The sequence below is a fragment of the Delftia tsuruhatensis genome (genome assembly GCF_903815225.1).
Classification (GTDB): Bacteria; Pseudomonadota; Gammaproteobacteria; order Burkholderiales; family Burkholderiaceae_C; genus Comamonas; species Comamonas tsuruhatensis_A.
This window is the reverse complement of record NZ_LR813084.1, coordinates 2,370,410-2,392,181: the sequence shown is the minus strand read 5'-3', so window position 1 is coordinate 2,392,181 and position 21,772 is coordinate 2,370,410. Positions and strand designations below refer to the sequence as shown.

Genomic DNA, 21,772 nt, shown 5'->3' with positions numbered 1-21,772 from the left:
CGCCGGGCTCAGACGCCCAGGTACCGCTCCCACAGCCCTCGGTCCGCATCCAGCGCGGCCGAGTCGCCGCTCCACACGGCCTTGCCGCGCTCCAGGATGATGTGGCGGTCGGCCAGGCCCAGCAGGCGTTCCACGTACTTGTCGATGACCAGGATGGTCTGCCCCGCCGCGCGCAGCCGGGCCAGGCAGGACCAGATCTCCTCGCGGATGCGCGGGGCCAGGCCCTCGGTGGCCTCATCCAGGATCAGCAGGCGCGGGTTGGTGACCAGCGCGCGGCCGATGGCCAGCATCTGCTGCTCTCCGCCCGACAGCTGGTTGCCCATGTTGCCGGCACGCTCGCCCAGGCGCGGGAACAGCGCGAACACGCGCTCCGGCGTCCAGGGCTCGCCCATGCCCGGGTTGCGCCGGGCCACGAAGGCCGTCAGGTGCTCGCGCACCGTGAGGTTGGGAAAGCACTGGCGCCCTTCGGGCACGATGGCCATGCCCGCGCGGGCGATGCGGTCTGTCTCCCAGCCTGCAATGTCCTGCCCTGCAAACACCATGCTGCCGCCGCGCAGCGGCAACTGGCCCAGCAGCGTGCGCAGCAGCGTGGTCTTGCCCATGCCATTGCGCCCCAGCAGGGTGACGACCTGGCCGGCCGCTATCTCCAGGTCCACGCCGAACAGCACCTGGCTGGGTCCGTAGCCGCTTTGCACCGCCTTCAATTGCAGCATCACGCGCCCTCCTCTTCATCACCCAGGTAGGCCTGGCGCACCTCGGCATTGGCGCGTATCTCGTCGGGCGTGCCCGTGGCGATGATGCGGCCGTAGACCAGCACCGAGATACGGTCGGCCAGGCGGAACACGGCCTGCATGTCGTGTTCCACCAGCAGCATGGCCGCGCGCCCGCGCAGCGACTCGATCAGCTCGGTCAGGCGCAGCGTCTCGTCCGGCCCCATGCCGGCCATGGGCTCGTCCAGCAGCAGCACGCCGGGCCGCGCGGCCAGGGCCAGCGCGAACTCCAGCTTGCGCTGCTCGCCGTGCGGCAGCGTGCCGGCCGGGCGCTCCAGCAGGCCGGCATCGATGGCGCATTCGCACGCCAGCGCGCGGGCCTGCTCGTACAGCGCGGTCTCGGCCGCGCGCGGCCGCCAGAAGTGGAAACTGCTGCCCGCATGCGCCTGCACGGCCAGCACCAGGTTGTCCAGCACGCTGGACTGCTTGAAGATGTTGGTGATCTGGAAGGACCGCGACAGGCCGGCTGCCACGCGCTGGTGGGCGCTGAGCGCCGTCACGTCGCGACCCGACAGCGCCAGCGTGCCCGCATCGGCCGCCAGCGTGCCCGACAGCAGGTGGATCAGCGTGGACTTGCCCGCGCCATTGGGGCCGATCAGCGCATGGATCTCGCCGGGCGCCAGCGACAGCGAGACATGGTCCGTGGCCAGCAGCGCCCCGAAGCGCCTCACCAGCCCCCTGGCCTCCAGGGCCGGCGTGAAGGGTGCTGCCCCGCTCATGCCTGCCTCCCGCGCGCGGGCCACAGCCCCACCAGGCCGCGCGGCGCGCCGAACACCACGCACAGCAGCAGCAGGCCCAGCGGCAGGTGCCAGTACTCGGTCCACATGCGCAGCACCTCCTCCAGCACCAGCATCACCACCGCGCCGGCCACGCCGCCCCAGCGCAGGCCGATGCCGCCCACCAGCACCATGATCAGCAGGTTGGCCGACTGGGTCCAGTGCATGAGGCTGGGCGAGATGAACAGGTTGTGGTTGGCCAGCAGCGCACCGGCCAGCCCCGCCACGGCGCCGCCGAGCATGAGGGCCACGAGCTTGAGCCGGTAGACCGGGTAGCCCATGGACTCCATGCGCGATTCATTCTCGCGCACGCCCTGCAGCGCCTTGCCGAAGCGCGACTGGACCAGCCGCCCGAACAGGGCCATCAGCACGGCGAACAGCGCCAGCACCACGTAGTAGAACGTGGCGTCATGGCCCAGGTCCAGCCCCGGCAGCACGGAATGGCCGGGCAGGTTCAGCCCGTCCTCGCCGCCGTACTGGCGCAGGGAGATGAAGATGTAGAACAGCATCTGCGCGAAGGCCAGCGTGATCATGATGAAGTACACGCCGCGCGTGCGCAGCGAAATGGCGCCCGTGACGGCCGCCAGCAGCCCGGCCAGCAGCGCGGCGGCCGGCCAGGCCACCAGGGCCGAGGTCACGCCGTGCATGGCCAGGATGCCCACGGCATAGGCGCCCGCGCCGAAGAAGGCCGCATGCCCCAGCGCCACCATGCCGCCATAGCCCAGGATCAGGTTCAGGCTGGTGGCGGCCAGCGCATAGATCAGCACGCGGCGCACGAAGGAGATGTAGAAATCCAGCCCCAGCGCCGGTGCGACCAGGGGGAACAGGGCCAGGGCCAGCAGCGCGAGCGCGCTCCAGAGAAGATTGCGTCGCACCATCTCAGCCTCGCGCGGGGAAAAGGCCCGAAGGACGGTACACCAGCACCGCCGCCATCAGCACGTAGATGGAGATCGCCGCCAGCGTAGGCCCCACGCTGGAGGCCACGGCCGGCGAGAACACCTGGCGCAGCAGCATGGGCAGGAAGGCCCGCCCCGCCGTGTCCACCATGCCCACCAGCAGGGCGCCGACCAGGGCGCCACGGATGGAGCCGATGCCGCCGATCACGATGCACACCAGCACGAGGATGAGGATGTCCTCGCCCATGCCCACCTGCACCGAGGTGATGGGCCCCAGCAGCGCTCCCGCCACCGCCGCCAGCATGGCCCCCAGCGTGAACACGCCCAGGAACAGCAGCGGCACGCGCACGCCCATCAGCGTGGCCATCTGGCGGTTGGAGGCGCCGGCCCGCACCAGCACGCCAGCCCGGGTGCGCGTGACGAACAGGTACAGGCCCAGCGCGGCGGCCAGGCCGAAGACGATGATCATCAGCCGGTAGGCCGGGTACATGAGATCGGGCAGCAGCTGCACGGGCCCGGACAGCGCGGCCGGCATGTTCAGCATCACGGGCGCCGGCCCCCAGACCATCTTGACCAGGTCATTGGCGATCAGGATCACGGCATAGCTGCCCAGCACCTGGGCCAGGTGGTCGCGCACGGCCAGCCGCCGGATCAGCACCCACTCCAGCACCACGCCCGCCACGCCCGTGGCCACGGCCGCCACCAGCACGGCCGCCGTGAACGAGCCCGTGCGCTGCAGGGTCTCGGCCGCCACATAGGCGCCCGCCATGTACAGCGAGCCATGGGCCAGGTTCATGATGTCCATGATGCCGAACACCAGGGTCAGCCCGGCGGCGATCAGAAACAGCATCAGCCCGAACTGCAGGCCGTTGAGCAATTGCTCCAAGAGCAGCGTCCACGTCATCCACACGCCTCCCTGCCGCAGGCGCAGTGGCCCGCGCGCGGTCAACCAATCATCCGGCTTGGAAAATCACGCACCAGGCCCGCCGCGCCCGCCCGGGCGCAGCGGCCTGCGTCACATCTTGCAGTCGTTGACGTAGACGTCCTGGTACTTGTCGAAGACCTTGCCCACCAGCTTGTTGGTGATGCGGCCGCTGGCGTCCTTCTCGATCACGCGCTGGTAGTAGGCCTGGATGGGATAGTGGTTCTTGCCGTAGGTGAAGGGGCCGCGCACCGAGGCGTAGTCGGCTTTTTCCAGCGCACGGACGATGGCCTGGCGGTCCGAGGCCTTGCCGCCGGCCTGCTTGACGGCCGCGTCCATGGCCATGATCACGTCATAGGCCTGGGCCGCGTAGACCGAGGGGTTGCGGCCCTTGTACTCCTTGCGGAAGGCCTCGACGAAGGCCTTGTTCTGCGGCACGTCCAGGTCATGCGCCCACTGCGCCGTGTTGACCATGCCCAGCATGGGCTCGCCCACGGCCTGGATCACGTCCTCGTCGGCCGAAAAGCCCGGGCCGATCAGCTTGACGCTTTGCGACAGGCCCGTGGACACGAACTGCTTGACGAAGTTGATGCCCATGCCGCCCGGCAGGAAGATGTAGACCGCATCGGGCCTGGCCGCGCGGATCTGGGCCAGCTCGGCCGCGTAGTCGATCTGGCCCAGCTTGGTGTAGACCTCCTCGCCGGGCGCGGTCTTGTAGCCGCGCTTGAAGCCGGTCAGCGCATCCTTGCCGGCCGGATAGTCGGGCGCCATGATGAACATCTTCTTGAAGCCGCGATCGGCCGCCAGCTTGCCGGCCGCCTCGTGGAAGGCATCGTTCTGGTAGGAGGTGCCGAACCAGAACGCATTGCACTGCGCGCCCGCGAACTGGCTGGGGCCGGGGTTGTTCGACAGGTACGGCACCTTGGCGCCGAACAGTGCCGGCCCCACGGCCAGGGCCACGTTGGAGCCGATGGGCCCCGTGAAGAAATCGACCTTGTCGCGCTGGATGTAGCGCGTGACCAGCTGGCGCGCCTGGTCGGGATTGCCGCCCATGTCGGTCTGCAGGAACTCGGCCGGCTGGCCGCCCAGCTTGCCGCCGAGCTGCTTGATGGCGAGGTTGAAGCCGTCGCGGGCCTCGGCCCCCAGCGCCGAGAACGGGCCCGAGATGTCGTTGGCGATGCCGACCTTGATGGTGTCGGCCGTGGCAAATGCCGGCGACAGGACGGCGGCGGCCACGAGGGTGGTGACGAAACGCATGCTGCAGTGCTCCTTGCGCGGGCCGCGCGGATGGCAATCGATGAAGGTGTGCCGGGAAGGCATCCCGCGCCGGAGGCGGGAGGGGATGGCGTGCGGCATAGTTTAGGTTTAAAGTATTTTGCGGAACAAGTCTAGGACTTGTACCAATGCCTGCCGCACCAGAGAATCCATGCCCGCACTCTACCGCCAATATGACCGCGCCGGACTCGATGTCCAGTACAACGCCCGTGCGACGGTGCCCGACATCACGCCCATCATCCAGGCCTATGCCGACGAGAGCCGCGCCGCGCGCCACAGCCTGCCCTGCGCGCTGGACGTGCCCTACGGCCCGCATGCCGACGAATTGCTGGACATCTTCCCCGCCGCCGAAGGCACGGCGCCGGCCACGGGCGCGCCGGTCTTCGTCTTCATCCACGGCGGCTACTGGCGGCTGCTGTCCAAGGACGACTCCAGCAGCATGGCGCCCGCCTTCACGCGCGCCGGCGCCGTGGTCGTGGCCTTCAATTACTCGCTGGCCCCTGCCGTGACGCTGGACCGCATCGTGGACCAGACCCGCCGCGCCCTGGCCTGGGCGCATGCCCACATCGCACGTTACGGCGGCGATCCGCGCCGCATCCACATCTGCGGCAGTTCGGCGGGCGGCCACCTGGCCGGCATGCTGCTGGCCGGCGGATGGCATGCGGCCTATGGCGTGCCCGAGGATGTGGTACGCGGCGCCGCGCCATTGTCGGGCCTGTTCGATCTGCGCCCCCTGGTGCACACCCACATCAACGAATGGATGCGCATGGATGCGCAGGACGCGCTGCGCAACAGCCCCGCCCTGCTGCCGCCGGGCGCGGGCTGCCCGCTGATCGTGAGCTACGGGGCCAGCGAGACCGACGAATTCAAGCGCCAAAGCGATGACTACCTGGCCGCCTGGCGCGCACACGGCTACCCGGGACAGTATGTGGCCATGCCGGGAACCAACCATTTCGACATCGTGCTCACGCTCAACGATCCTTCCAGCCCGCTGACGCGCGCCATCCTCGCGCAAATGGACCTGCAGTCCATGGCGCAGCCCGCTTGCCCACCGCAGAGCCCGCAATGACCGACGCCCCCGACCTCGAATCCCGCGCCGCGCCCGACGACCACCAGGCCCTGCGCCTGTGGCTGCGGCTGCTGACATGCACCACCCTCATAGAGGGCGAGATCCGCAACCGTCTGCGCACCGAATTCGACACCACCCTGCCCCGCTTCGACCTCATGGCCCAGTTGCAGCGCGCGCCCGAGGGCATGAAGATGGGGGAGTTGTCGCGCCACATGATGGTCACCAACGGCAACATCACCGGCATTGCCGACCAGCTCGAGAAGGAAGGCCTGGTGGTGCGCGCCAAGGTCGAGTCCGACCGGCGCAGTTCGGTGCTGCAGCTCACGCCGCTGGGCCGCAAGACGTTCGCGCGCATGGCCAAGGCGCATGAGGCCTGGATCATGGGCATGTTCGGCGACATGCCCGAGGCCAGCCGCAATGCCTTGTACCGCGCCCTGGGCGAGCTCAAGCAGCAGGTGGTGGCCAGCCGCGCGCCCTTGGATTGAGCAAGGCGGCCGCGCCCGCCCCTGAAACTGCCTCGCGGCAGCCCTGCCCGGGGTGACAATGCAGCACCACCGATATGCGCAACGGGCTCACGCCCCGCACAGCCTCGCCATGACAGATTCCACGCCCCTGACCGCCGCGCAATTGCGCACCCTCGCCGAACAGGCCGCCGCCCAACCGCGCTGCGCCGATTGCACCGCGCTGTCGCGGCCCGCATGGGAATCGGTCTCGGGTGCCACCGCCATCGCCCAGCTCGACCCCGTCGGTCCCCTGGGCACACCCGACATGGCCCACCGCCTGGCCGAGTTCCATCCGCAGGCCACCCACCTGTGGTCGCCAGACGCCCCCATCGCCGTGGGCTGGCATCCCTACAACCAGAGCACGCTGTGGCGCTGCCGGAACTGCGCAGGCCTGTTCCTGCGGTACACGGAATACGGCGGCTACTACCAGGACGAACGCATCCGGCCGCTGCGTGCGGAGCTGATCGTGGAGCCGCAGTACCACGAGTGATGCGACGCCCCTCCATGGGACACGCCGAGCCGGGCGGCGGCGCCTGACACCGCGGTCACTCAACGCTGCACGCAGTTGCGGCCCGCGGCCTTGGCGCGGTAGAGTGCGCGGTCCGCCGCTTCCACCAGGGCCAGGGCCGTGCCCGACGCGCCGGCGCCCGGCGCTGCGGCGCCTGGGCATCGCTCATCCACGGCCATGGTGGCCACGCCGATGCTGGCCGTCACATGGCCGAAACGGCTCCCACGGTGCGGCAGGCCCAGGCCCTCGATGCGCGCGCGCAGCCGCTCGGCCACCTGCAACGCGCCGGCCCCGTCGGTATTGGGCAGGACCACGGCCAGCTCCTCCCCGCCATAGCGCGCCGCCATGTCGCCGGGCCGCTGCATGGCCTGGGCCAGCGCACCGCCCACGGCCTGCAGGCAGGCGTCGCCCGCCACATGGCCATAGGCGTCGTTGTAGCCCTTGAAATGGTCCAGGTCGATCAGCAGCAGCGACAGCGGCGTGCCCTCGCGCGCCGCGCGGCGGGCCTCGCGCTCCAGCACCTCGTCGAAGCGGCGGCGGTTGGCCAGGCCCGTGAGCTGGTCCTGCGTGGCCAGCACCTCCAGGCGGCGATTGGCGTCCAGCAGCTCCTCGCGCGCACTGACCAGGGAGCATTCAGCCCGCGAGCGCAGCCGCATCGCCGCCGCCAGCCGCCAGCCGATCAGCGCGATCGCCAGGAACAGCCCCAGCACCACCGCCAGCGTCAGCAGCGCCTGGCGCCGCCATGTGGCCAATGCCTCGTCGCGCCCCAGGGCCACCGTGGTCATCAACGGATAGCGCTCGCTGCGCAGAAAGGCATAGATTCTTTCCGTGCCGTCCAGTCCGGAGCGAAACGAAGCCGTGCCCGACATCGCCCCCGCATAGTGGCGCAGGAAATTGGGCGACTGCGAGAAATCCCACCCCAGATCCTGCTCCCGGAACGGATGGCGCACCAGCAGCCTGCCGCCGGGCGTGCTCAGCGCGATGGCGCCCCGCTCGCCGATGTCGATCTTGCCGAACAGCCGCAGGAAGTTCTCTATGCCCAGTGCCACCACCACGACCCCCGCGAACCGGCCCTGTCCGTCGTTATAGCGCCGGCTGATGGTGATCACCCATTTTCCCGAGGGGCGGCTGCGAATGGGCGGCCCGATGAAGATGCCCGAAGAAGCGTCGTCCCGGTGGTGGGTGAAGTAGTCCCGGTCCGCGCTGTCGGAGCCCTCCGGGAAGGCGCCCCTGGACGACATCAGCCAACGGCCCTGCGCATCCACGATCAGCAGCTCGTCGAGCTGGTTGAGCAGATGCTCCTGACGGTTGACCAGATGCTGCAGGCGCTCGAGGTGCACGGTGCTGGCCCCCTCCATTTCCAACCGTTCGGCGATGCCCAGCAACAGCATGGCGCTCTGGGTGATCACGCCTTCGGCATAGGTGTTCAGGGTCTGCGCCAGGTTGCGGTTGACGGTATCCACCTCGGCCAGCGTGCGCTGGCGCGCCACCCCCAGCTGCCAGGCCGTGGCGGCCGATACCGACACGAAGACCACGGCCAGCAGCCAGGCCACGAGGCGGGCGTCGCGCTTGATGGGTCGGCCGCTGCCGGGCCAGCCCGTTTTCCATCGATCCCTCTCCATCACATCCACCTGCGCCATCTCGGCGGTCACGCCGCCGTTCGATCCGTGAGCCCTGCCGCGCCAGCCCGAACACTTGTACAGACCCGAGCGCCATCACCATGACATTGATTTATGTCAAGCCATAAGAACCCGCAATCCGGTATTGTCTCCGGCTTCGGAAAAATGGGCGACTCGCCCTGGCATTCCTGTCCGCCCATGGTACGCGCCGTCTACAGCCAGCGGCGGACCGCGCGGGTATACGCCGTGAACCGCGCTCCGAACAGCCGGGCCAGCGCGCGCTCCTCGGGCTGGATCTGGAACCGGTTCATGTAGCCGACGAACACCGGCAGCAGCAGCAGGCAGGCCCAGTTGCCCAGGCCGACGCCCCAGCCCAGCAGCGCCAGCACGAAGCCGAGGTACATGGGGTTGCGGGTGAAACGGTAGATGCCGGTGTCCACCAGCGAGGAGGCCTGCTGCGGCGCGAGTGGATTGACGGTGGTCCTTTGGCGCCGAAAGGCCATCACGCCCGCCCAGGCGACCGCAACGCCAGCGCAGACGAAAGCGCCGGCAACGGCCCACCTGCCCGCAAAGGCGAGGGGCGCCGGTACGGCCCGGGCGATTGCGGCCATGGCCGCCGAGAAGAGGGCGACCAGGACCAGGGGCGGGATGCGGAGTTCAAGCATGCGCATGTCAAGAGGTGCATGGTGCAGGTCGCGGCATCGCGGGAGCGACGCCCGGTGAGCGTACATTCTGGCGCGGAAAACCGCCAGAGGGCGGCCGGCGACCGACGCTGGCGTGGGCGAACGCCATGATGCGACGCAGGGTGCTTGTGTCCGCCGCCCCCGGCCCGGCGCATAATCCCCCATCCTTTCCCAGCCCATCCGCCATTGCAGGTCTGCATGCGGCAAGCGCGTCCAGCGGACATCGCTGCGCTCCAGCATCACCCCGGACTTCCAGCAAAACGCCTTTCGGCAGGCGGCCACGGGCATGCCTATGGTGATCCCTGATGGAAGTTTTGCAACAACTCGAACCCCTCATGCGCGAGATCATCGCGCCCCACGCCGCGCAGATCGACGAGCAGGCGCTCTACCCGCGTGCCGCGCTGGATGCGCTGGCCGGTGCCGGCCTGCTGGGCCTGATCAGCGCCAGCGACGTGGGCGGCCGGGGCAAGGGCCTGGCCGAGGCGGTGCAGGTCGTGGAGCGCATCGCCCAGGACTGCCCCTGCACGGCCATGGTGCTGACCATGCACTACTGCGGCGTGGCGCTGATCGAGCCCTTTGCCGATGACGAAGTGCGCCGCGCGATCGCGGCCGGGCGCCACGTCACCACGCTGGCCGTGTCCGAGGCCGGCTCGCGCAGCCACATCTGGGCACCCACGGGCACGGCCACGGCCGCCGACGCCGCGGCCGACGACGTCGTCCACCTGAACGCGCTCAAGAGCATGATCACCTCGGCGGGCGAGGCCGACTCCTATGTCTGGATCTCGCGCGCCACGCAGGGCGAGGGCAATACGCTGTGGCTGGTGGACAGCCGGCTGCCGGGCCTGTCCATCCCCGGGCGCTTCAATGGCATGGGGCTGCGCGGCAATGCATCGTCGCCCATCGAGGCGCGCGATGTGAGCGTGCCCCGCGCCCGCATGCTGGGGGCCGATGGCGAGGGCGAGGCCGTCAAGGGCCGCCATCTGATGCCCTTCTTCCCCACGCTGATCGCCACCACCTCCATCGGCCTCATGCAGGGCGCGCTGCGCCGCGCCGTGGCCCATGTGGCGGGCACGCGCTTCGCGGAAAGCGGCAGCTCGCTGGCCGACCTGCCCACCATCCGTGCCTACCTGGCCCGCGCCCAGCTGCGCCTGGAGCAGGCCCGCCTGCTGCGCGACGACACCGTGGCCGCCGTGCAGGCCGCCCGCCCCGATGCGCGCACGCGCCTGCTGCAGACCAAGGCCGCCGCCGCCGAGGCCGCGCTGGAAGTCACCGATATCGCCATGCGCGTGTGCGGCGGCGCTGCCTTCCGCAAGGAGCTGGGCATCGAGCGCCTGTTCCGTGATGCGCGCGCCGCCTCCGTGATGGCACCCACCACCGACGTGATCTACGACATGCTGGGCAAAGGCATGTGCGACGCCGCGGCCTGAGCCGCCCTGCCCCATCCCCCGACACCCCACCTCCAAAGGACTTCCACATGACGACAACCGCCCCCGTGATCAAGCTCGGCGCTGTAGCCTACGCCCCCAAGGTCATCACCATCTGGGAAGGCTTCAAGGCCTACTTCATCGAGCGCGGCTACTACTTCGACTACGTGCTCTATTCCAACTACGAGTCGCTGACCGAGGCACTGATCGCAGGCGACGTGCACCTGGCCTGGAACTCGCCCCTGGCCTTCGTTCGCGCCGATCGCATGGCCCGCGCGCGCGGCCAGCGCGTGGAGTCCATCGCCATGCGCGACACCGACCTGGACTTGCATTCGCTGCTGGTCGTGCCCGCCGGCAGCCCCATCCAGAGCGTGCAGGACCTGCGCGGCAAGACCGTGGGATTCGGTGCGGTGGACTCGCCCCAGGCCACGCTGATCCCGCTGGACCACCTGCGCCAGGAGGGCCTGGTGGCCGGGCGCGACTACACGGCGCGCCGCTTCGACGTACTGGGCGGCAAGCATGGCGACCACATCGGCGGCGAGCGCCTGGCGGCCGCGGCCATGGTGGCCGGCGAGATCCAGGCCTCATGGATGGTGGGCAAGAACTACCAGGCCTTTGCGCGCGAAGGCACGCTGCCCGCGGGCGGCACGCGCGTGCTGGCCACCTCGGGCGCTTTCGACCACTGCAACATGACCGCCGGCCCGCACATCGACGCCGAGCGCGCCGCCGCCTTCCGCGACATCCTGCTGGCCATGTCCTGGGACGACGCGGCCGTGCGCCCGCTGCTGGAACTCGAAGGCCTGAAGGTCTGGCACCCGGGCCGGGGCACGGGCTACGGCCTGCTGGAGCGCGCGGTGACGGACGAAGCCTTCTACGACACCGAAGGCCGCATCACCGTGCAGGACTACCGCTACTGAGCCGCCGGACCCGATGCGCACCATGCCCACCCCTGACCTCCCCCCTGCCTCCCAAGCCCCGGCCGCGCATGCACAGCCCGCCGTGGTCGACCTCCAGGGCCTGGGCTTCGATGCCGGTGCCCACCTGCTGGTCAAGCACGCGCTGTCCGGCCTGCCCGTGGGCGGTCAGCTGCGCGTGACGGGCAGCTCCCCGGGCTGGCAGGCCCAGCTGTCCGGCTGGTGCCGCGACCAGGGCCATGGGGTGCACCCGGGGCAGGGGCCGATGCCGGCCACTGCATCGTGGTGCGCGGCGGCGCCCAGGCCGGGCGCTGGCGCGGCGCGGCCGATACCGGCCGCAGCGACCCGCGCGACGGCGCCGATGCCGTGGCCGCACAGGCCCGGCCCTTCTGGGGCCTGGCCGCGCGCGGCGCACGCGTGGAGGCCGGCGCGCCGGCCTTCCAATTCCGGCTCAGCGACAAGCTGCATGTCTGGACCGACAGCGCCGCCGACCTCTACGCCCAGGCCGTGGCCGCGCAGTGGAACGCCGATACCGACATCGACTGGAACGATGCCCCGTGCTGCCCGCACCCGTGGAAGATGCCATCGTCCAGCTCATGACCTACATGGTCGAGAACGAGAACGCCGCCCTGCTGGTGCCCGCGCGCTTCCTGGGGCAGTTGCACCCGCACTACCGCGAACTGCAGGCCGCGCTGGCCATCCAGGTGGCCGACGAGGCGCGCCACATCGACGTCTTCACGCGCCGCATCCGCCGCCATGGCCGCGAGCCCGCACTGTCCACGGCGGGCGGCCAGGCCTCGCTCAAGAGCCTGCTGGACGAGACGGATTTTTTTCCGTGGCGGGCTTTTGCTGTCCGTGCTCGGCGAAGGCACCTTCGTGCACCTGCTGCAATTCCTGCAGACCGAGGCACCCGACCCCTGACCCGCCAGATCTGCCGCCTGGCCGCGCGCGACGAGGCCCGCCACGTGGCCCTGGGCATGTCCCACCTGCTGTACCGCCTCCAGCAGGAACCGGGCTTCCAGCACCAGCTGGCCCAGGCCGTGGAGCAGCGCTTCGACGCCCTGGCCGGCACCTCGGGCCTGAACGAGGAAGTCTTCGACGCCCTCATCCTCATCGCGGCCGGCACCCTCACCCCCCCGAAGCCCTGGGCCGCGGCGCCGCCCGCGTGCAGCAGCTCATGCGCGACATGGCCGACGGGCGCTTTTCCAAGCTCCTGCGCCTGGGCTTCGAGCGCGGGCATGCCGAACGGCTGGCATCACTGCATACGCGCAATTTCATGTAGGCGAAGCAGGTGGCCGGAACAGCCGCCGGCCGCGCTCAATCCACGATCAGCTTGTTGTTGTTCAGCAGCTGGGTGATGAGCTGCTGGTCCGTCGTGGCGCCGGAGTACAGCGATTGCAGGTTGACGCCCTCCAGGATGATCTGCTGCGTCTCCTGCGCTGCGGTGTAGCCGGCACCCACCGCATGCGCATCCGCGGCGAACCCTCCCGTGTGGCTGACGTGCACCACGGTGTCGCTGCCGGATACCTCGAAGTGCAGGTAGTCGGCCAGGTTGCCTGCGCCATTGGAGGGCCCCACCGACTCCCCAGGAGCAGATCGCGCAGATCCAGCACATCGCCTCCGGTGGCATTGGTGCCCGCCGCGGCCGTCGCGAAGTTCTGGATGTGGTCCACCGCCGGCGTGCCAGCCGCCCCTGATCGCCAAGGCGCCAGACGAACACATCCACGAAATTCTCACCGGCATCGCCGCCGATGAGCCTGTCGTTGCCGGAGCCGCCCCAAAGCCAGTCGGTGCCGGAGCCCGCGTTGAGGACGTCGTTGCCGCTGCCACCCGAGAGCATGTCGGAGCCGGAGCCCGACGACAGCGTGTCATCGCCATCGCCCCCCCAGGACGATGTTGTTGCCGTTCGCGGCATTGATGGTGTTGTTGCCGTCTCCTCCCTGGATGTATTCATTGGCCGAGCTGCCCGTGTAGCTGCCGCTCTGCGTGGTGGTGATGTCCACGGTCGTGTAAGACGCCTTGAGCGTGACCACGCCGGACGTGGAGGCGGTGGCGCCGCCGTGCATCTCGGTGGCCGTCACCTGCACCGTCAGCTGGGTGGCATTCGTGGTGTAGCTGCCGGGCAGGTTCAGCGTGAGCAGGGGCAGATCGGCTGTCGTGAACTGCCACACACCGCCGCCCAGGTTGGTGCCCGCATTGAAGGACGACCCCGTGGGGCACGTTGCCGATCTTGATCGACAGTGATTCCGATCCGTCCGTGTCCACCGGCCGGGAGTTGACCGGGAACCCCACGCTGGTTCCGCCCGTGCCGTGGGCGATGGCCAGCAGGGATTTGAGCAGCACGATGGAGGGACTGGTCGCGGAGCCGACCGAGACACTGACGGTGGCCGTGCTGGATCCGCCATGCCCGTCGCCGACGGTATAGGTAAAGCCCGCCGGCCCTTCATACCCGGCAGCGGGAGTGAACACCACCTTGCCGCCGACCAGGGACACGCTGCCCTGGACGGCCGACTGCACCGATGAGATTGCCAGGCTGTCGCCTTCCGCATCGACGTCGTTGGCCAGCAGCTGCGCGGGCGTGATCTCCAAGGAGCCATTGATGGCCATGGTGAAACTGTCGGGCCCGGCCACCGGCGCGTCATTGACCGGCACCACCGTGATGGCGACGGTGGCGATGTTGCCACTGGCCTGGCCGTCGTGGCTGCGGTAGGTGAAGCTGTCCGCCTCCGTCTCGCTGCCGTCGTGGCTATAGTAGAAAGTGCCATTGGAATTCAAGGTCAGCGTCCCATGGGAAGGACCGGTCACGAGCACGGCGACCAGCGGGTCGTTCTCGGGGTCCGTGTCGTTGGCCAGCAAGCTGGTGGCCCCGCCCAGGAGCGTGGTGGCCACGGCACCCTCGTTCAGGGAGATTGCGTCCGCGACAGACACCGGCGGCCGGTTGCCGGGGCCGACGGCGTTCACCGTCACGGTGACGTTGGCCGTGGCAATGCCGCCTCTGCCATCGCCGACGGTGTAGGTGAAGCCGTCATTCCCGGTAAAACCCGCATTCGGCGTGTAGATCGGATTGCCCGTGACGGCATCCACGACCACGGAACCGTTGGTGCCCTGGGTGACGCCGGTGACGGCCAGGCGGTCCCCATCGGCATCGCTGTCATTGCCGCGCACGGCGATGGTGACGGCAGTGCTCTCGCTGGTGGTGGCTGCGTCATTGCCGGCCACGGGCGCCCGGTTCACGGAGACATTCAGCGTGCTGGAAGTGCCGGTCTGCACGGTATAGCCGATGGCCAGCGGATAACTGCCACCGTAGTTCGCATCCGCCTGGAAGCTGAAGCCGCCATCGGACTGCAGCGCGAACGTCCCGCGCCCCGCCACGGTGCGGGAGGTACCGGCCGCCAGGCGCTGACCCTCATACGTGAAACTGGCGACGACCAGCGCCCCATCGGCATCGGAATCGTTGGCCAGCACATTGCCCGTGGCCTGGCCGGCCGTGTCCACCTTCACGCCGTCAGGCACGAGCACGCTGGCGTGGCTGCCGCGCACGGCGGCTGCGGCATCGGCGCACAGCTGGGCCACATCCAGCCAGCACGAGCCCCCGGCTTCCAGCACCGCGTTCACCGCGCAGGCACTGCCCGGGCGCGGCGCCGTCGTGGGAAGGCTGTCAGGCACGCCCAGCGGAAAACAGGTGTTCCAGGCAGGCTGCGTGATGCCGGTGATCCGCAACCTGACCGGCGCCTGGTTGCGGTAGACCACCGGCAGAAATCCCAGCGGCGTGCCATCGGCGGCCAGGGCCGTGGTCTGCACCGGCACGGTGCGTGTCTCTCCCGCCGCCTGGCTGAAGGCTTCCTGCAACTCTTGCAACTGGGCCTGGACCTTGTCACCCCAGACCACCAGGGAGCCGGCCATGAGCACGCCACCGCCCATGGCCCAGGCGCGCAGGGAGCCCAGGCGGATGCGGCCCGTTCTCACTCCCCAGGCAAGGCAGGCGGCAAATGCCAGCGCGAGCAGCACCAGTGCCAGAGGATGGTTCACGGGAATGGCGGCCGGCGCCAGCGCCGCCAACGGCGCCACGGTGATGCTCTGGGCCTGGGCCGCGGGCATGGGCGCCACCGCAGCCAGCGCGGCAACCGACCTCATGCAGGCGCCGCGACGCGAGGTGGTATGGAATCGGTGCAGCATGGGTCCTGCCGGAAAGAGATATGCGGAACAGGCGAAGAACATCCTCCCCGCCGACCCTGGGTGTGTTACAGAACACAGCTTCTTTGACAAGCGCAGACTCTAGAGGATTGCCTGGCCGGCGTACATCCCTGAAATCCGGTATCCGAAGCACTTCAAGAACGCCTCATCCAACAGCCGCCTGGCAAATGAATTCCCAGGACCTGCTGCGCCAAGACCAGCCACCTCTCGACGCGGCGCTTGCGCCGGAGTGATCTCACAAGCCTGTGAAGCCCTCCCCGGCCAGGCCGTTGGCGTATTGCGTGCGGTTGAACAGCCAGGGGCTGTGTTTCCGCTTTGGACGGCTGCGTCCGTGTCGCTGCGCAGGGTCTGGCGCTTGTCCGTGCCCGTGATCTCGAAGCTGCGCCTGGCGTGCAGGCCGTCCCACTGGATGCGTTCATAGGCCAGCGGGCTGTATGCCCCCGCGCTGCCTTGCGTGGCCGCGCTCAGGCCTGCGTTGCCGAGGAGTTTTTTCTGCGCGCAGGTTGGCTGCGTTGTAGCGGTAGCGCGCCAGGATCTCGGGGCCGCTGCCGCTGTCCTGCGCCACGCTGACGAGCTGGTCCTGGGCGTTCCAGTGGTAGCGCGTCGTGGTGGTGCCTGCGCCCCGGGTCTGTGTCTGCGTGAGGCGGTTGCCGTTGGCGTCGTAGGTGTAGCTGGTGCTGGTGGCGCCGCTGAGCTGCACGAGCCATTGGATATCGTGGCAACCACGATATGCCAAGCGTCGGCACACCCTGGCCCCTTACATAAATGATTTTCCGCCAAATTAAAATCAAATATTTGATGTCAAAACTCTAGATCTTGCGTATTCTAAGAACCCCGACCCCGGCAAGAACCATACAAAAATTTAAAAGCAGATAAAATCGCAAACCATTCTTTAAAGAAGTTCAAATTTCAAATATGAAACCAATAATCACCCACCCTTGGAATATCAATGAAGAAGAAGCAATAGATTTGCAGAGAAGATTAGCGAATTTTGTGGAACGTGATGATCGTATAGGAGATATCAAAACTGTGGCGGGTGTTGATGCTGCCTATGCTAAACATAGCAACAAATTGATTGCCGCTGCCGTAGTTATCGATTTTAATTCACTAAACGTCATACAAAAAAGTTGTCGTTGAAGATACCGTGCAGTTCCCGTACATCCCTGGGCTTTTCTCATTTAGAGAATTACCGGTAATTACAAAATCCTTGGAGTCACTACAGATAAAGCCAGATCTAATAATTTGCGATGGCCAAGGAATAGCTCACCCAAGACGTTTCGGCCTTGCTTGCCATGTTGGCGTAACTTTTGATATTCCCACCATTGGCTGCGGAAAGAATCTTCTCCTGGGAACTCATGATGAAGTCGGAAAAATAAAAGGAGACTATTCGCCAGTTTTGACAATGGAGAAATTATTGCCAATGCCTTAAGAACACGAGACAATGTCAAGCCTCTATATATTTCCATAGGGCATAGAGTATCCTTATGCATGGCCAGCAAAACAATATTGAGCTTGTGTAAGAAATATCGACTCCCAGAAACAACCAGAATTTCTAATAGTATTGTTCAAAGTCTAATAAATAGCAAATAAATATCAATACAAATTCCCCAAATCAACTTCACTCAGTCAACTTAAAATTGCTCAAAATCAAGTAATCCAGTCATGATCCCAACCCAGCAATCGTCTTTTCTGAAGAATCGTAAAATTTATCGAATCTTGAGAGATAGAGAACCTCTCCACCACCTCACCATTTTCATTCCATAAAATGGAATTTACTTTACTCCATACTCATATACTGCAAACAATTTGCTCTGCCCGGAAGGATACCAATGATTTTCCTCTCCATGCTTTAGACCATTAAAATAAGAAATAGAGTAAGCCAATTCACCATTCTTATACCACTTTTTTTTTTTTCATTCCATGCGGAAATCCATTTTTTGTACTCGGTTTCATATTCTATTACCGAGCCATCCGCAAAATTATCGAATCCAACTCCATTAAACGGAACTCCATTATATATAACCACATCATCATCCGCTTCAAGAGCATCTTCATTAACACGATTTTTATTGAAATCTTTCATTTCTCATATCTCATTACAGAAGGAAGTAGCCAACACCGTTCGTCAGAATCTCACAATGCGGACATCTTGGCACAGGCATGCCCCATTTTTTTTTACACCACCCTTCTTTTGTCCGGAATTTATTGTGTACAAGTGAAAATCAGACATGACAGCAGATGGTCGCGCATGAAAAGCATCATTTAGTGCATGAATTTCCGCATGACTCCCCGCCCCATGCGTTTTGAAATAAGGATTCGCCATTGCTTCTGGCATACGCTCAGCAATTTCTGGGACAAAGTTACTTGGAAGTTCACCACCACGTTTATTAGTTCCAAAATATACATTTCCAGTCCGCGCGTCCATCACGCCTGCCAAAACAGGCCCAATTTCATTTCTTATTTCTCCATTACTCAATCCCTGTTTTAGTCGCGAATATTCATTCAAAACTGCACCCTTTAGGTTAATTCTCTGATGTAATATTTTTGAGGCATCGCTAGTATTATTAGATGCAATGGATCTAAGAGCAGCAGTTTCATTCGAAATTTTATCGAATAATCCACCACTACTCTCTCCCGTCGCCCCATCAACAGGTGGTGCAGTCTTACTATCCGGCTGCCTCTTTCCCGCTGTTTCAAGCTTATCCCCATCGTCCAACAGCCAGCGCGTCATGCCCTTTGGCACATCGACGGTGTGAACTTGCGGTGCCTCGGGCGCCTTCGCCGCCAACACCGGCTCTGCCGCCTGCAACTCCTGCGCCAGCGCCCTGGCCACCACCCTCTGCTTGGCCGTCTCGCTGCCAACCATGGCCAAGCTCTTTTCCGCCGTACTCACCGCACTCCGCGCCGCTTGCGGCAAGGCGGCAATGGCCAGCCCTATTTCACTCGCATAGTTGCCGCGCAGCTGACCTGCCCCTGCCGCCTTACCAATCATTCGTAGAAAGGTCCAAGGGTTGGCAGGTTAACTGTTCCTGCGTCGGTGGTTTGATAGGTTTGGGCTCGGTGTTTGGCTGCAAACGCGGCTGGTGGGATCCGTCCAATGCTCCCATGTGGTCGAACCTCGTTGTAATCCTGACGCAAGATGGCGATGGCCTCTCGCGCTTGAGCCAATGACTCGAACCACTTCTCGTTGAGGCATTCATCCCGGAATTTGCCGTTGAAGCTTTCGATGTAGACGTTCTGAGTTGGCTTGCCCGGTTGAATCAGGATGTGCTGAACGCCTCGTGCCTGCATCCACGCCATGAAGGTCCAGCAGGTGAATTCTGGCCCGTTGTCCGTCCTGATGGCCTCTGGGTAGCCCCTGAAGCGGGCAGCTCGCTCAAGGATTCTGGTGACGTATGTGCCGGGCATCGACAAATCTACCGCGATGTCCACGCACTCGTGGCTGAAGTCATCGGCAATGGTCACGCACTTGATGCGCCTGCCGTTGCTCAATGAATCACTGACAAAGTCCAGGCTCCATGTTTGATTGATCCGTGTCGCAGCCACCAGCGGTGTGCGCTCGCCACGGTACTTCTTGCCCTTGTTGCGCTTGCGCAGGGCCAAGCCTTGCTCGCGGTAAAGGCGAAGCACCTTCTTGTGGTTGATGCCAGGAAACTCGCCCTGCAGCATGTCGTGCACGCGGCGATACCCAAAGCGCCACCGCTCCATGGCGACAGCCTGGATGCGTTCAGCCAGGCGCACTGTGTCTACATCGGGTTGCGGTGGATGCCGCCAGGCATCTCGGGACAGCCCCACAAGACGACAAGCCTGCCGCTCAGAGATCTGGGTGTGTTCCAGCATCTTCGCGATGGCTTTGCGTTTGTCTTGCGGGGCTAGCGCTTTACCCCGAACCCGACCTTGAGCGCCTCCAGGTCCAGGTGCGCTTCGGCCAGCAGTTTCTTGAGCCGGGCGTTCTCGACTTCAAGGTCCTTCAGGCGCCGGGCCTCGTCGGCTTCCATGCCGCCGTACTTGGCACGCCACTTGTAGAACGTGGGTTCGCTGAATCCGCCTTGGCGGCAGACCTCCTTGACCGCCAGGCCAGACTCGGCCTGCTTCAAGAACCCAATGATCTGCTGTTCGGTAAATCGACTCGTCCTCATGTCCGTCATTCTCCAGGTTGGCGGACCTCACTTCCATTCAACTGGTACGGCTATGAGGGCGCAGGTCACCTCCATCAATTAGAAGAAATCAATTCATACAACAACACATCTTTTCTATACAAATCGAATTGGCAATTCAGCAAATACACTTAATCCAAAATCTTAAAAAACACCAGCACCATAGTATATATAGATCAAAATAAACCAAGAATCTTAAGATCAGTCACCAGCTCATCCTTTTCATCGGCCGGCAATTCTTGAAGGACAGATGCAAGATCCATACTCTTCAGAATATTAGCTATAGAGTTTAAATGAAAATTTTAATTTCTTCCGAAGATCTACCAGCCAGCATAATAAGAGCCAACACCTCCAGCATCAATTTCTCAATTGGAATTTCAAAAGAATTCTCAAACTCGCCATAAGCATAACCCGCCTCGGACTCTCCAGCAACCCATTCATTGCAATCACGAAGCTTCAGCCTACAATACTCGTAATAGCAACTTAAAAAATAATTTCGCATTTCTCCGTAACTTAATCTTTCTTTCGCACCATAATTCAAACACTCTGTCATTATTTACTCCCGCTTGGTGGACGAAGCATAACGCCTCCATTGTCATAAATATTAACCATGACATTGGGGTATTTTTCTTTAAATTGTTCAGCCACACCTAAGCAGCTGGCACATGCCGGTTTTTCCGTGAAAATATTTACAACACCTTTTGCAGAAAAATTACTACCCAATTGATCAGCGATATTATCCATAATTTTATATTCTGTATCTATCCCACGATAGACCATATTTCCGGCTTTATTTGGAACAAGCTGCGCCATAAAATTACCACTACCGGATCCAACAAGCCCTTTACCCGTCACAGAGACCTGACTATGGGCGGCCATTTCACCAGAAACTCCTGGAATATCTATCTCTGCGACAGCCACATTGCCGCTACGACGCAATCCTGACGGCAATCCAGATCGAATATCCATAACCTTTTGGCCAATGCCGAAGTATCGGCTACCTTGTCAGAAAATTCAGCAGCAGAGCTGACACAGACCCCATCTGCACAAGTATTGCATGGCCCCACGTTGTGCACCCAGGTCCCCAGCCCTCCCACGAAGAACGTGTGCCCCGTCTCAACCGTCAGGTTGTATGTCGTCCCCTGAGGCGACTCCAGACGCAGCGCACGCATGCGCAAGCGGGTTTGCGTGTCGAGGGATACCAGTTCATCCCCAACCTGCAGTTCTTCCACGCTCACGAAGCCGCGTCCTGGAACATGGAAGGGATGGCCCGGAGTGACCAGAAGATCTTCCGTGCGAGGCTGTGCGGCCTCCTCGCCCGGCAGAGCAAGCTCTACTGTCAGACGCAGGATCGGACGGTCATCACGGATATGCGTGGCCGTTACGGGCGCCAGAAAGGCTTCGCCCGAACCGTCCTCCATGCGCGTCCAGACACGGTCGCCTACCTGGATGGATTCGATAGGGCGATCTCCCTCCTCTGTGGAGACCAAGGTGCCCGGTGCAAAGCAGCAGGGTCCTTCCCTTGCCGCAGCCTTCGCTGTTCCGGTGGCCGACTGCCCTTTTCCTGCGGCTCGGAGCCCCGACCCTTCGGCTACCAAAATGGGCGTTACGTCGCTCACTTGAGGCACTACCGGCACGAAAACCGCGCTTGGTGTTTTCGCCTCTACCACTCTCGAAACCGTATTCCCTACAGCCGCCGCGATTCTTCGTCTGTTGACCAGTCCTATGGCAGATTTACCCACTCCATAGCCCGCTACGCCCCACTGTGCAATATCAGCGGCATTCTCTGCCGTCAATTGATTAGCGGCATGGTCCTCTCCATTTTTTCTCAGCTGTTCTATTTGTGCCGATACAACCTTTTGCTGCTGCAAGGCTTGCGAAGGCAGGTTCGGTATATTACGAACGACCTGATTCAGTACTTCAGCACTTCTATCCAGCCTCTTTTGAGCGTCGCTATCCCCGTACACTGCCAATTCAGCGTCGGCTGAGCTTTGGGCCAAGGCCCATGCCAGCCCTGCTGCATCTTTGACCCCTTCCACAAAGAGCGTCCTATCCCGATGGC

Annotated in this window: 24 protein-coding genes and 3 pseudogenes; 9 read left to right on the top strand and 18 right to left on the bottom strand. The window is 64.1% G+C overall.

Going from position 1 to position 21,772, the window contains the following annotated elements; translation table 11 throughout:
* Positions 1-8 precede the first annotated feature (8 nt).
* From L1Z78_RS10795 to L1Z78_RS10775, 5 genes are all read right to left on the bottom strand, one after another.
* Positions 9-713, bottom strand: coding sequence for an ABC transporter ATP-binding protein (locus L1Z78_RS10795; RefSeq protein WP_234641486.1), 705 nt, complete (start codon positions 711-713; stop codon positions 9-11).
* The gene (locus L1Z78_RS10790; RefSeq protein ID WP_234641485.1) at positions 713-1,489 is read right to left on the bottom strand and encodes an ABC transporter ATP-binding protein; all 777 of its coding nucleotides are present in this window, start codon (positions 1,487-1,489) and stop codon (positions 713-715) included. Before L1Z78_RS10790 ends, L1Z78_RS10795 begins: the two co-directional genes overlap by 1 nt.
* Positions 1,486-2,424, bottom strand: coding sequence for a branched-chain amino acid ABC transporter permease (locus L1Z78_RS10785; protein WP_234641484.1), 939 nt, complete (start codon positions 2,422-2,424; stop codon positions 1,486-1,488). The genes L1Z78_RS10790 and L1Z78_RS10785 overlap by 4 nt, the downstream gene beginning before the upstream one ends.
* Position 2,425: 1 nt before the next feature.
* A complete protein-coding gene (locus L1Z78_RS10780) occupies positions 2,426-3,346 on the bottom strand; it encodes a branched-chain amino acid ABC transporter permease (protein ID WP_234641483.1) in 921 nt (306 codons plus the stop codon).
* Positions 3,347-3,457: 111 nt separating this feature from the next.
* Complete coding sequence (locus L1Z78_RS10775; RefSeq protein ID WP_234641482.1) at positions 3,458-4,621, bottom strand: ABC transporter substrate-binding protein; 1,164 nt, start codon at positions 4,619-4,621, stop codon at positions 3,458-3,460.
* Between the two features lie 169 nt (positions 4,622-4,790).
* On the opposite strand from L1Z78_RS10775, the gene L1Z78_RS10770 reads away from it, so the two are divergent.
* From L1Z78_RS10770 to L1Z78_RS10760, 3 genes are all read left to right on the top strand, one after another.
* Positions 4,791-5,708, top strand: coding sequence for an alpha/beta hydrolase (locus tag L1Z78_RS10770; RefSeq protein WP_234641481.1), 918 nt, complete (start codon positions 4,791-4,793; stop codon positions 5,706-5,708).
* Positions 5,705-6,193: a MarR family winged helix-turn-helix transcriptional regulator gene (locus L1Z78_RS10765; protein WP_234641480.1), complete on the top strand. Its 489-nt coding sequence runs from the start codon at positions 5,705-5,707 to the stop codon at positions 6,191-6,193. The genes L1Z78_RS10770 and L1Z78_RS10765 overlap by 4 nt, the downstream gene beginning before the upstream one ends.
* Positions 6,194-6,302: 109 nt before the next feature.
* A complete protein-coding gene (locus L1Z78_RS10760) occupies positions 6,303-6,701 on the top strand; it encodes a hypothetical protein (RefSeq protein WP_234641479.1) in 399 nt (132 codons plus the stop codon).
* 59 nt (positions 6,702-6,760) lie between these two features.
* On the opposite strand, the gene L1Z78_RS10755 is transcribed toward L1Z78_RS10760, so the two are convergent.
* Together L1Z78_RS10755 and L1Z78_RS10750 are read right to left on the bottom strand one after the other, a co-directional pair.
* Entirely contained in the window at positions 6,761-8,359 is a 1,599-nt protein-coding gene (locus L1Z78_RS10755) for a sensor domain-containing diguanylate cyclase (protein WP_234642144.1), read from the bottom strand.
* 191 nt (positions 8,360-8,550) lie between these two features.
* The gene (locus L1Z78_RS10750; RefSeq protein ID WP_234641478.1) at positions 8,551-9,003 is read right to left on the bottom strand and encodes a methyltransferase family protein; all 453 of its coding nucleotides are present in this window, start codon (positions 9,001-9,003) and stop codon (positions 8,551-8,553) included.
* Between the two features lie 323 nt (positions 9,004-9,326).
* On the opposite strand from L1Z78_RS10750, the gene L1Z78_RS10745 reads away from it, so the two are divergent.
* From L1Z78_RS10745 to L1Z78_RS10730, 4 genes are all read left to right on the top strand, one after another.
* Entirely contained in the window at positions 9,327-10,448 is a 1,122-nt protein-coding gene (locus L1Z78_RS10745) for an acyl-CoA dehydrogenase family protein (protein WP_234641477.1), read from the top strand.
* 47 nt (positions 10,449-10,495) lie between these two features.
* On the top strand, positions 10,496-11,362 hold the full coding sequence (locus tag L1Z78_RS10740; RefSeq protein ID WP_234641476.1) for a phosphate/phosphite/phosphonate ABC transporter substrate-binding protein: 867 nt from the start codon (positions 10,496-10,498) through the stop codon (positions 11,360-11,362).
* Positions 11,363-11,581: 219 nt separating this feature from the next.
* The gene (locus L1Z78_RS10735) at positions 11,582-11,959 is read left to right on the top strand and encodes a hypothetical protein (protein ID WP_234641475.1); all 378 of its coding nucleotides are present in this window, start codon (positions 11,582-11,584) and stop codon (positions 11,957-11,959) included.
* Entirely contained in the window at positions 11,917-12,717 is an 801-nt protein-coding gene (locus L1Z78_RS10730) for a ferritin-like domain-containing protein (protein ID WP_234641474.1), read from the top strand. Before L1Z78_RS10735 ends, L1Z78_RS10730 begins: the two co-directional genes overlap by 43 nt.
* Here the strand turns inward: L1Z78_RS10730 and L1Z78_RS10725 are convergent.
* From L1Z78_RS10725 to L1Z78_RS10705, 5 genes and pseudogenes are all read right to left on the bottom strand, one after another.
* Complete coding sequence (locus L1Z78_RS10725) at positions 12,677-12,937, bottom strand: type I secretion C-terminal target domain-containing protein (protein WP_234641473.1); 261 nt, start codon at positions 12,935-12,937, stop codon at positions 12,677-12,679. The genes L1Z78_RS10730 and L1Z78_RS10725 overlap by 41 nt on opposite strands.
* Positions 12,938-13,142: 205 nt before the next feature.
* Positions 13,143-13,199: pseudogene (locus tag L1Z78_RS10720) on the bottom strand (hypothetical protein); the annotation flags it as partial.
* 28 nt (positions 13,200-13,227) lie between these two features.
* The gene (locus L1Z78_RS10715) at positions 13,228-13,362 is read right to left on the bottom strand and encodes a hypothetical protein (protein ID WP_234641472.1); all 135 of its coding nucleotides are present in this window, start codon (positions 13,360-13,362) and stop codon (positions 13,228-13,230) included.
* On the bottom strand, positions 13,310-15,493 hold the full coding sequence (locus L1Z78_RS10710; protein WP_234641471.1) for a midcut-by-XrtH protein: 2,184 nt from the start codon (positions 15,491-15,493) through the stop codon (positions 13,310-13,312). Before L1Z78_RS10710 ends, L1Z78_RS10715 begins: the two co-directional genes overlap by 53 nt.
* A 475-nt stretch (positions 15,494-15,968) precedes the next feature.
* Positions 15,969-16,253, bottom strand: coding sequence for a hypothetical protein (locus L1Z78_RS10705; protein WP_234641470.1), 285 nt, complete (start codon positions 16,251-16,253; stop codon positions 15,969-15,971).
* Positions 16,254-16,468: 215 nt separating this feature from the next.
* Between L1Z78_RS10705 and L1Z78_RS10700 the strand changes: the two genes are divergently transcribed.
* Both L1Z78_RS10700 and L1Z78_RS28170 read left to right on the top strand, forming a co-directional pair.
* Positions 16,469-16,690: an endonuclease V gene (locus tag L1Z78_RS10700; RefSeq protein WP_234641469.1), complete on the top strand. Its 222-nt coding sequence runs from the start codon at positions 16,469-16,471 to the stop codon at positions 16,688-16,690.
* A 7-nt stretch (positions 16,691-16,697) separates the two neighbouring features.
* Positions 16,698-17,143: pseudogene (locus tag L1Z78_RS28170) on the top strand (endonuclease V).
* Positions 17,144-17,402: 259 nt separating this feature from the next.
* On the opposite strand, the gene L1Z78_RS10695 reads toward L1Z78_RS28170, so the two are convergent.
* The 6 genes and pseudogenes from L1Z78_RS10695 to L1Z78_RS10675 form a co-directional block, all read right to left on the bottom strand.
* A complete protein-coding gene (locus tag L1Z78_RS10695) occupies positions 17,403-17,636 on the bottom strand; it encodes a hypothetical protein (RefSeq protein WP_234641468.1) in 234 nt (77 codons plus the stop codon).
* Between the two features lie 42 nt (positions 17,637-17,678).
* On the bottom strand, positions 17,679-18,545 hold the full coding sequence (locus tag L1Z78_RS10690) for a YwqJ-related putative deaminase (RefSeq protein ID WP_234641467.1): 867 nt from the start codon (positions 18,543-18,545) through the stop codon (positions 17,679-17,681).
* Positions 18,542-19,692 (bottom strand): IS3 family transposase gene (locus L1Z78_RS10685; protein ID WP_418921693.1). Its coding sequence is split into 2 segments (ribosomal slippage): positions 18,542-19,446 and positions 19,446-19,692, totalling 1,152 coding nucleotides; the frame shifts between segments, so codons are not numbered across the junction. The genes L1Z78_RS10690 and L1Z78_RS10685 overlap by 4 nt, the downstream gene beginning before the upstream one ends.
* Before the next feature lie 194 nt (positions 19,693-19,886).
* Positions 19,887-19,997, bottom strand: a pseudogene (locus L1Z78_RS28165) (hypothetical protein); the annotation flags it as partial.
* 265 nt (positions 19,998-20,262) lie between these two features.
* Positions 20,263-20,679, bottom strand: coding sequence for a deaminase domain-containing protein (locus L1Z78_RS10680; RefSeq protein WP_234641465.1), 417 nt, complete (start codon positions 20,677-20,679; stop codon positions 20,263-20,265).
* Positions 20,613-21,749 carry a polymorphic toxin-type HINT domain-containing protein gene (locus L1Z78_RS10675; protein ID WP_234641464.1) on the bottom strand — a complete coding sequence of 379 codons (1,137 nt, stop codon included), beginning with the start codon at positions 21,747-21,749 and terminating at the stop codon, positions 20,613-20,615. The genes L1Z78_RS10680 and L1Z78_RS10675 overlap by 67 nt, the downstream gene beginning before the upstream one ends.
* Positions 21,750-21,772 lie beyond the last annotated feature (23 nt).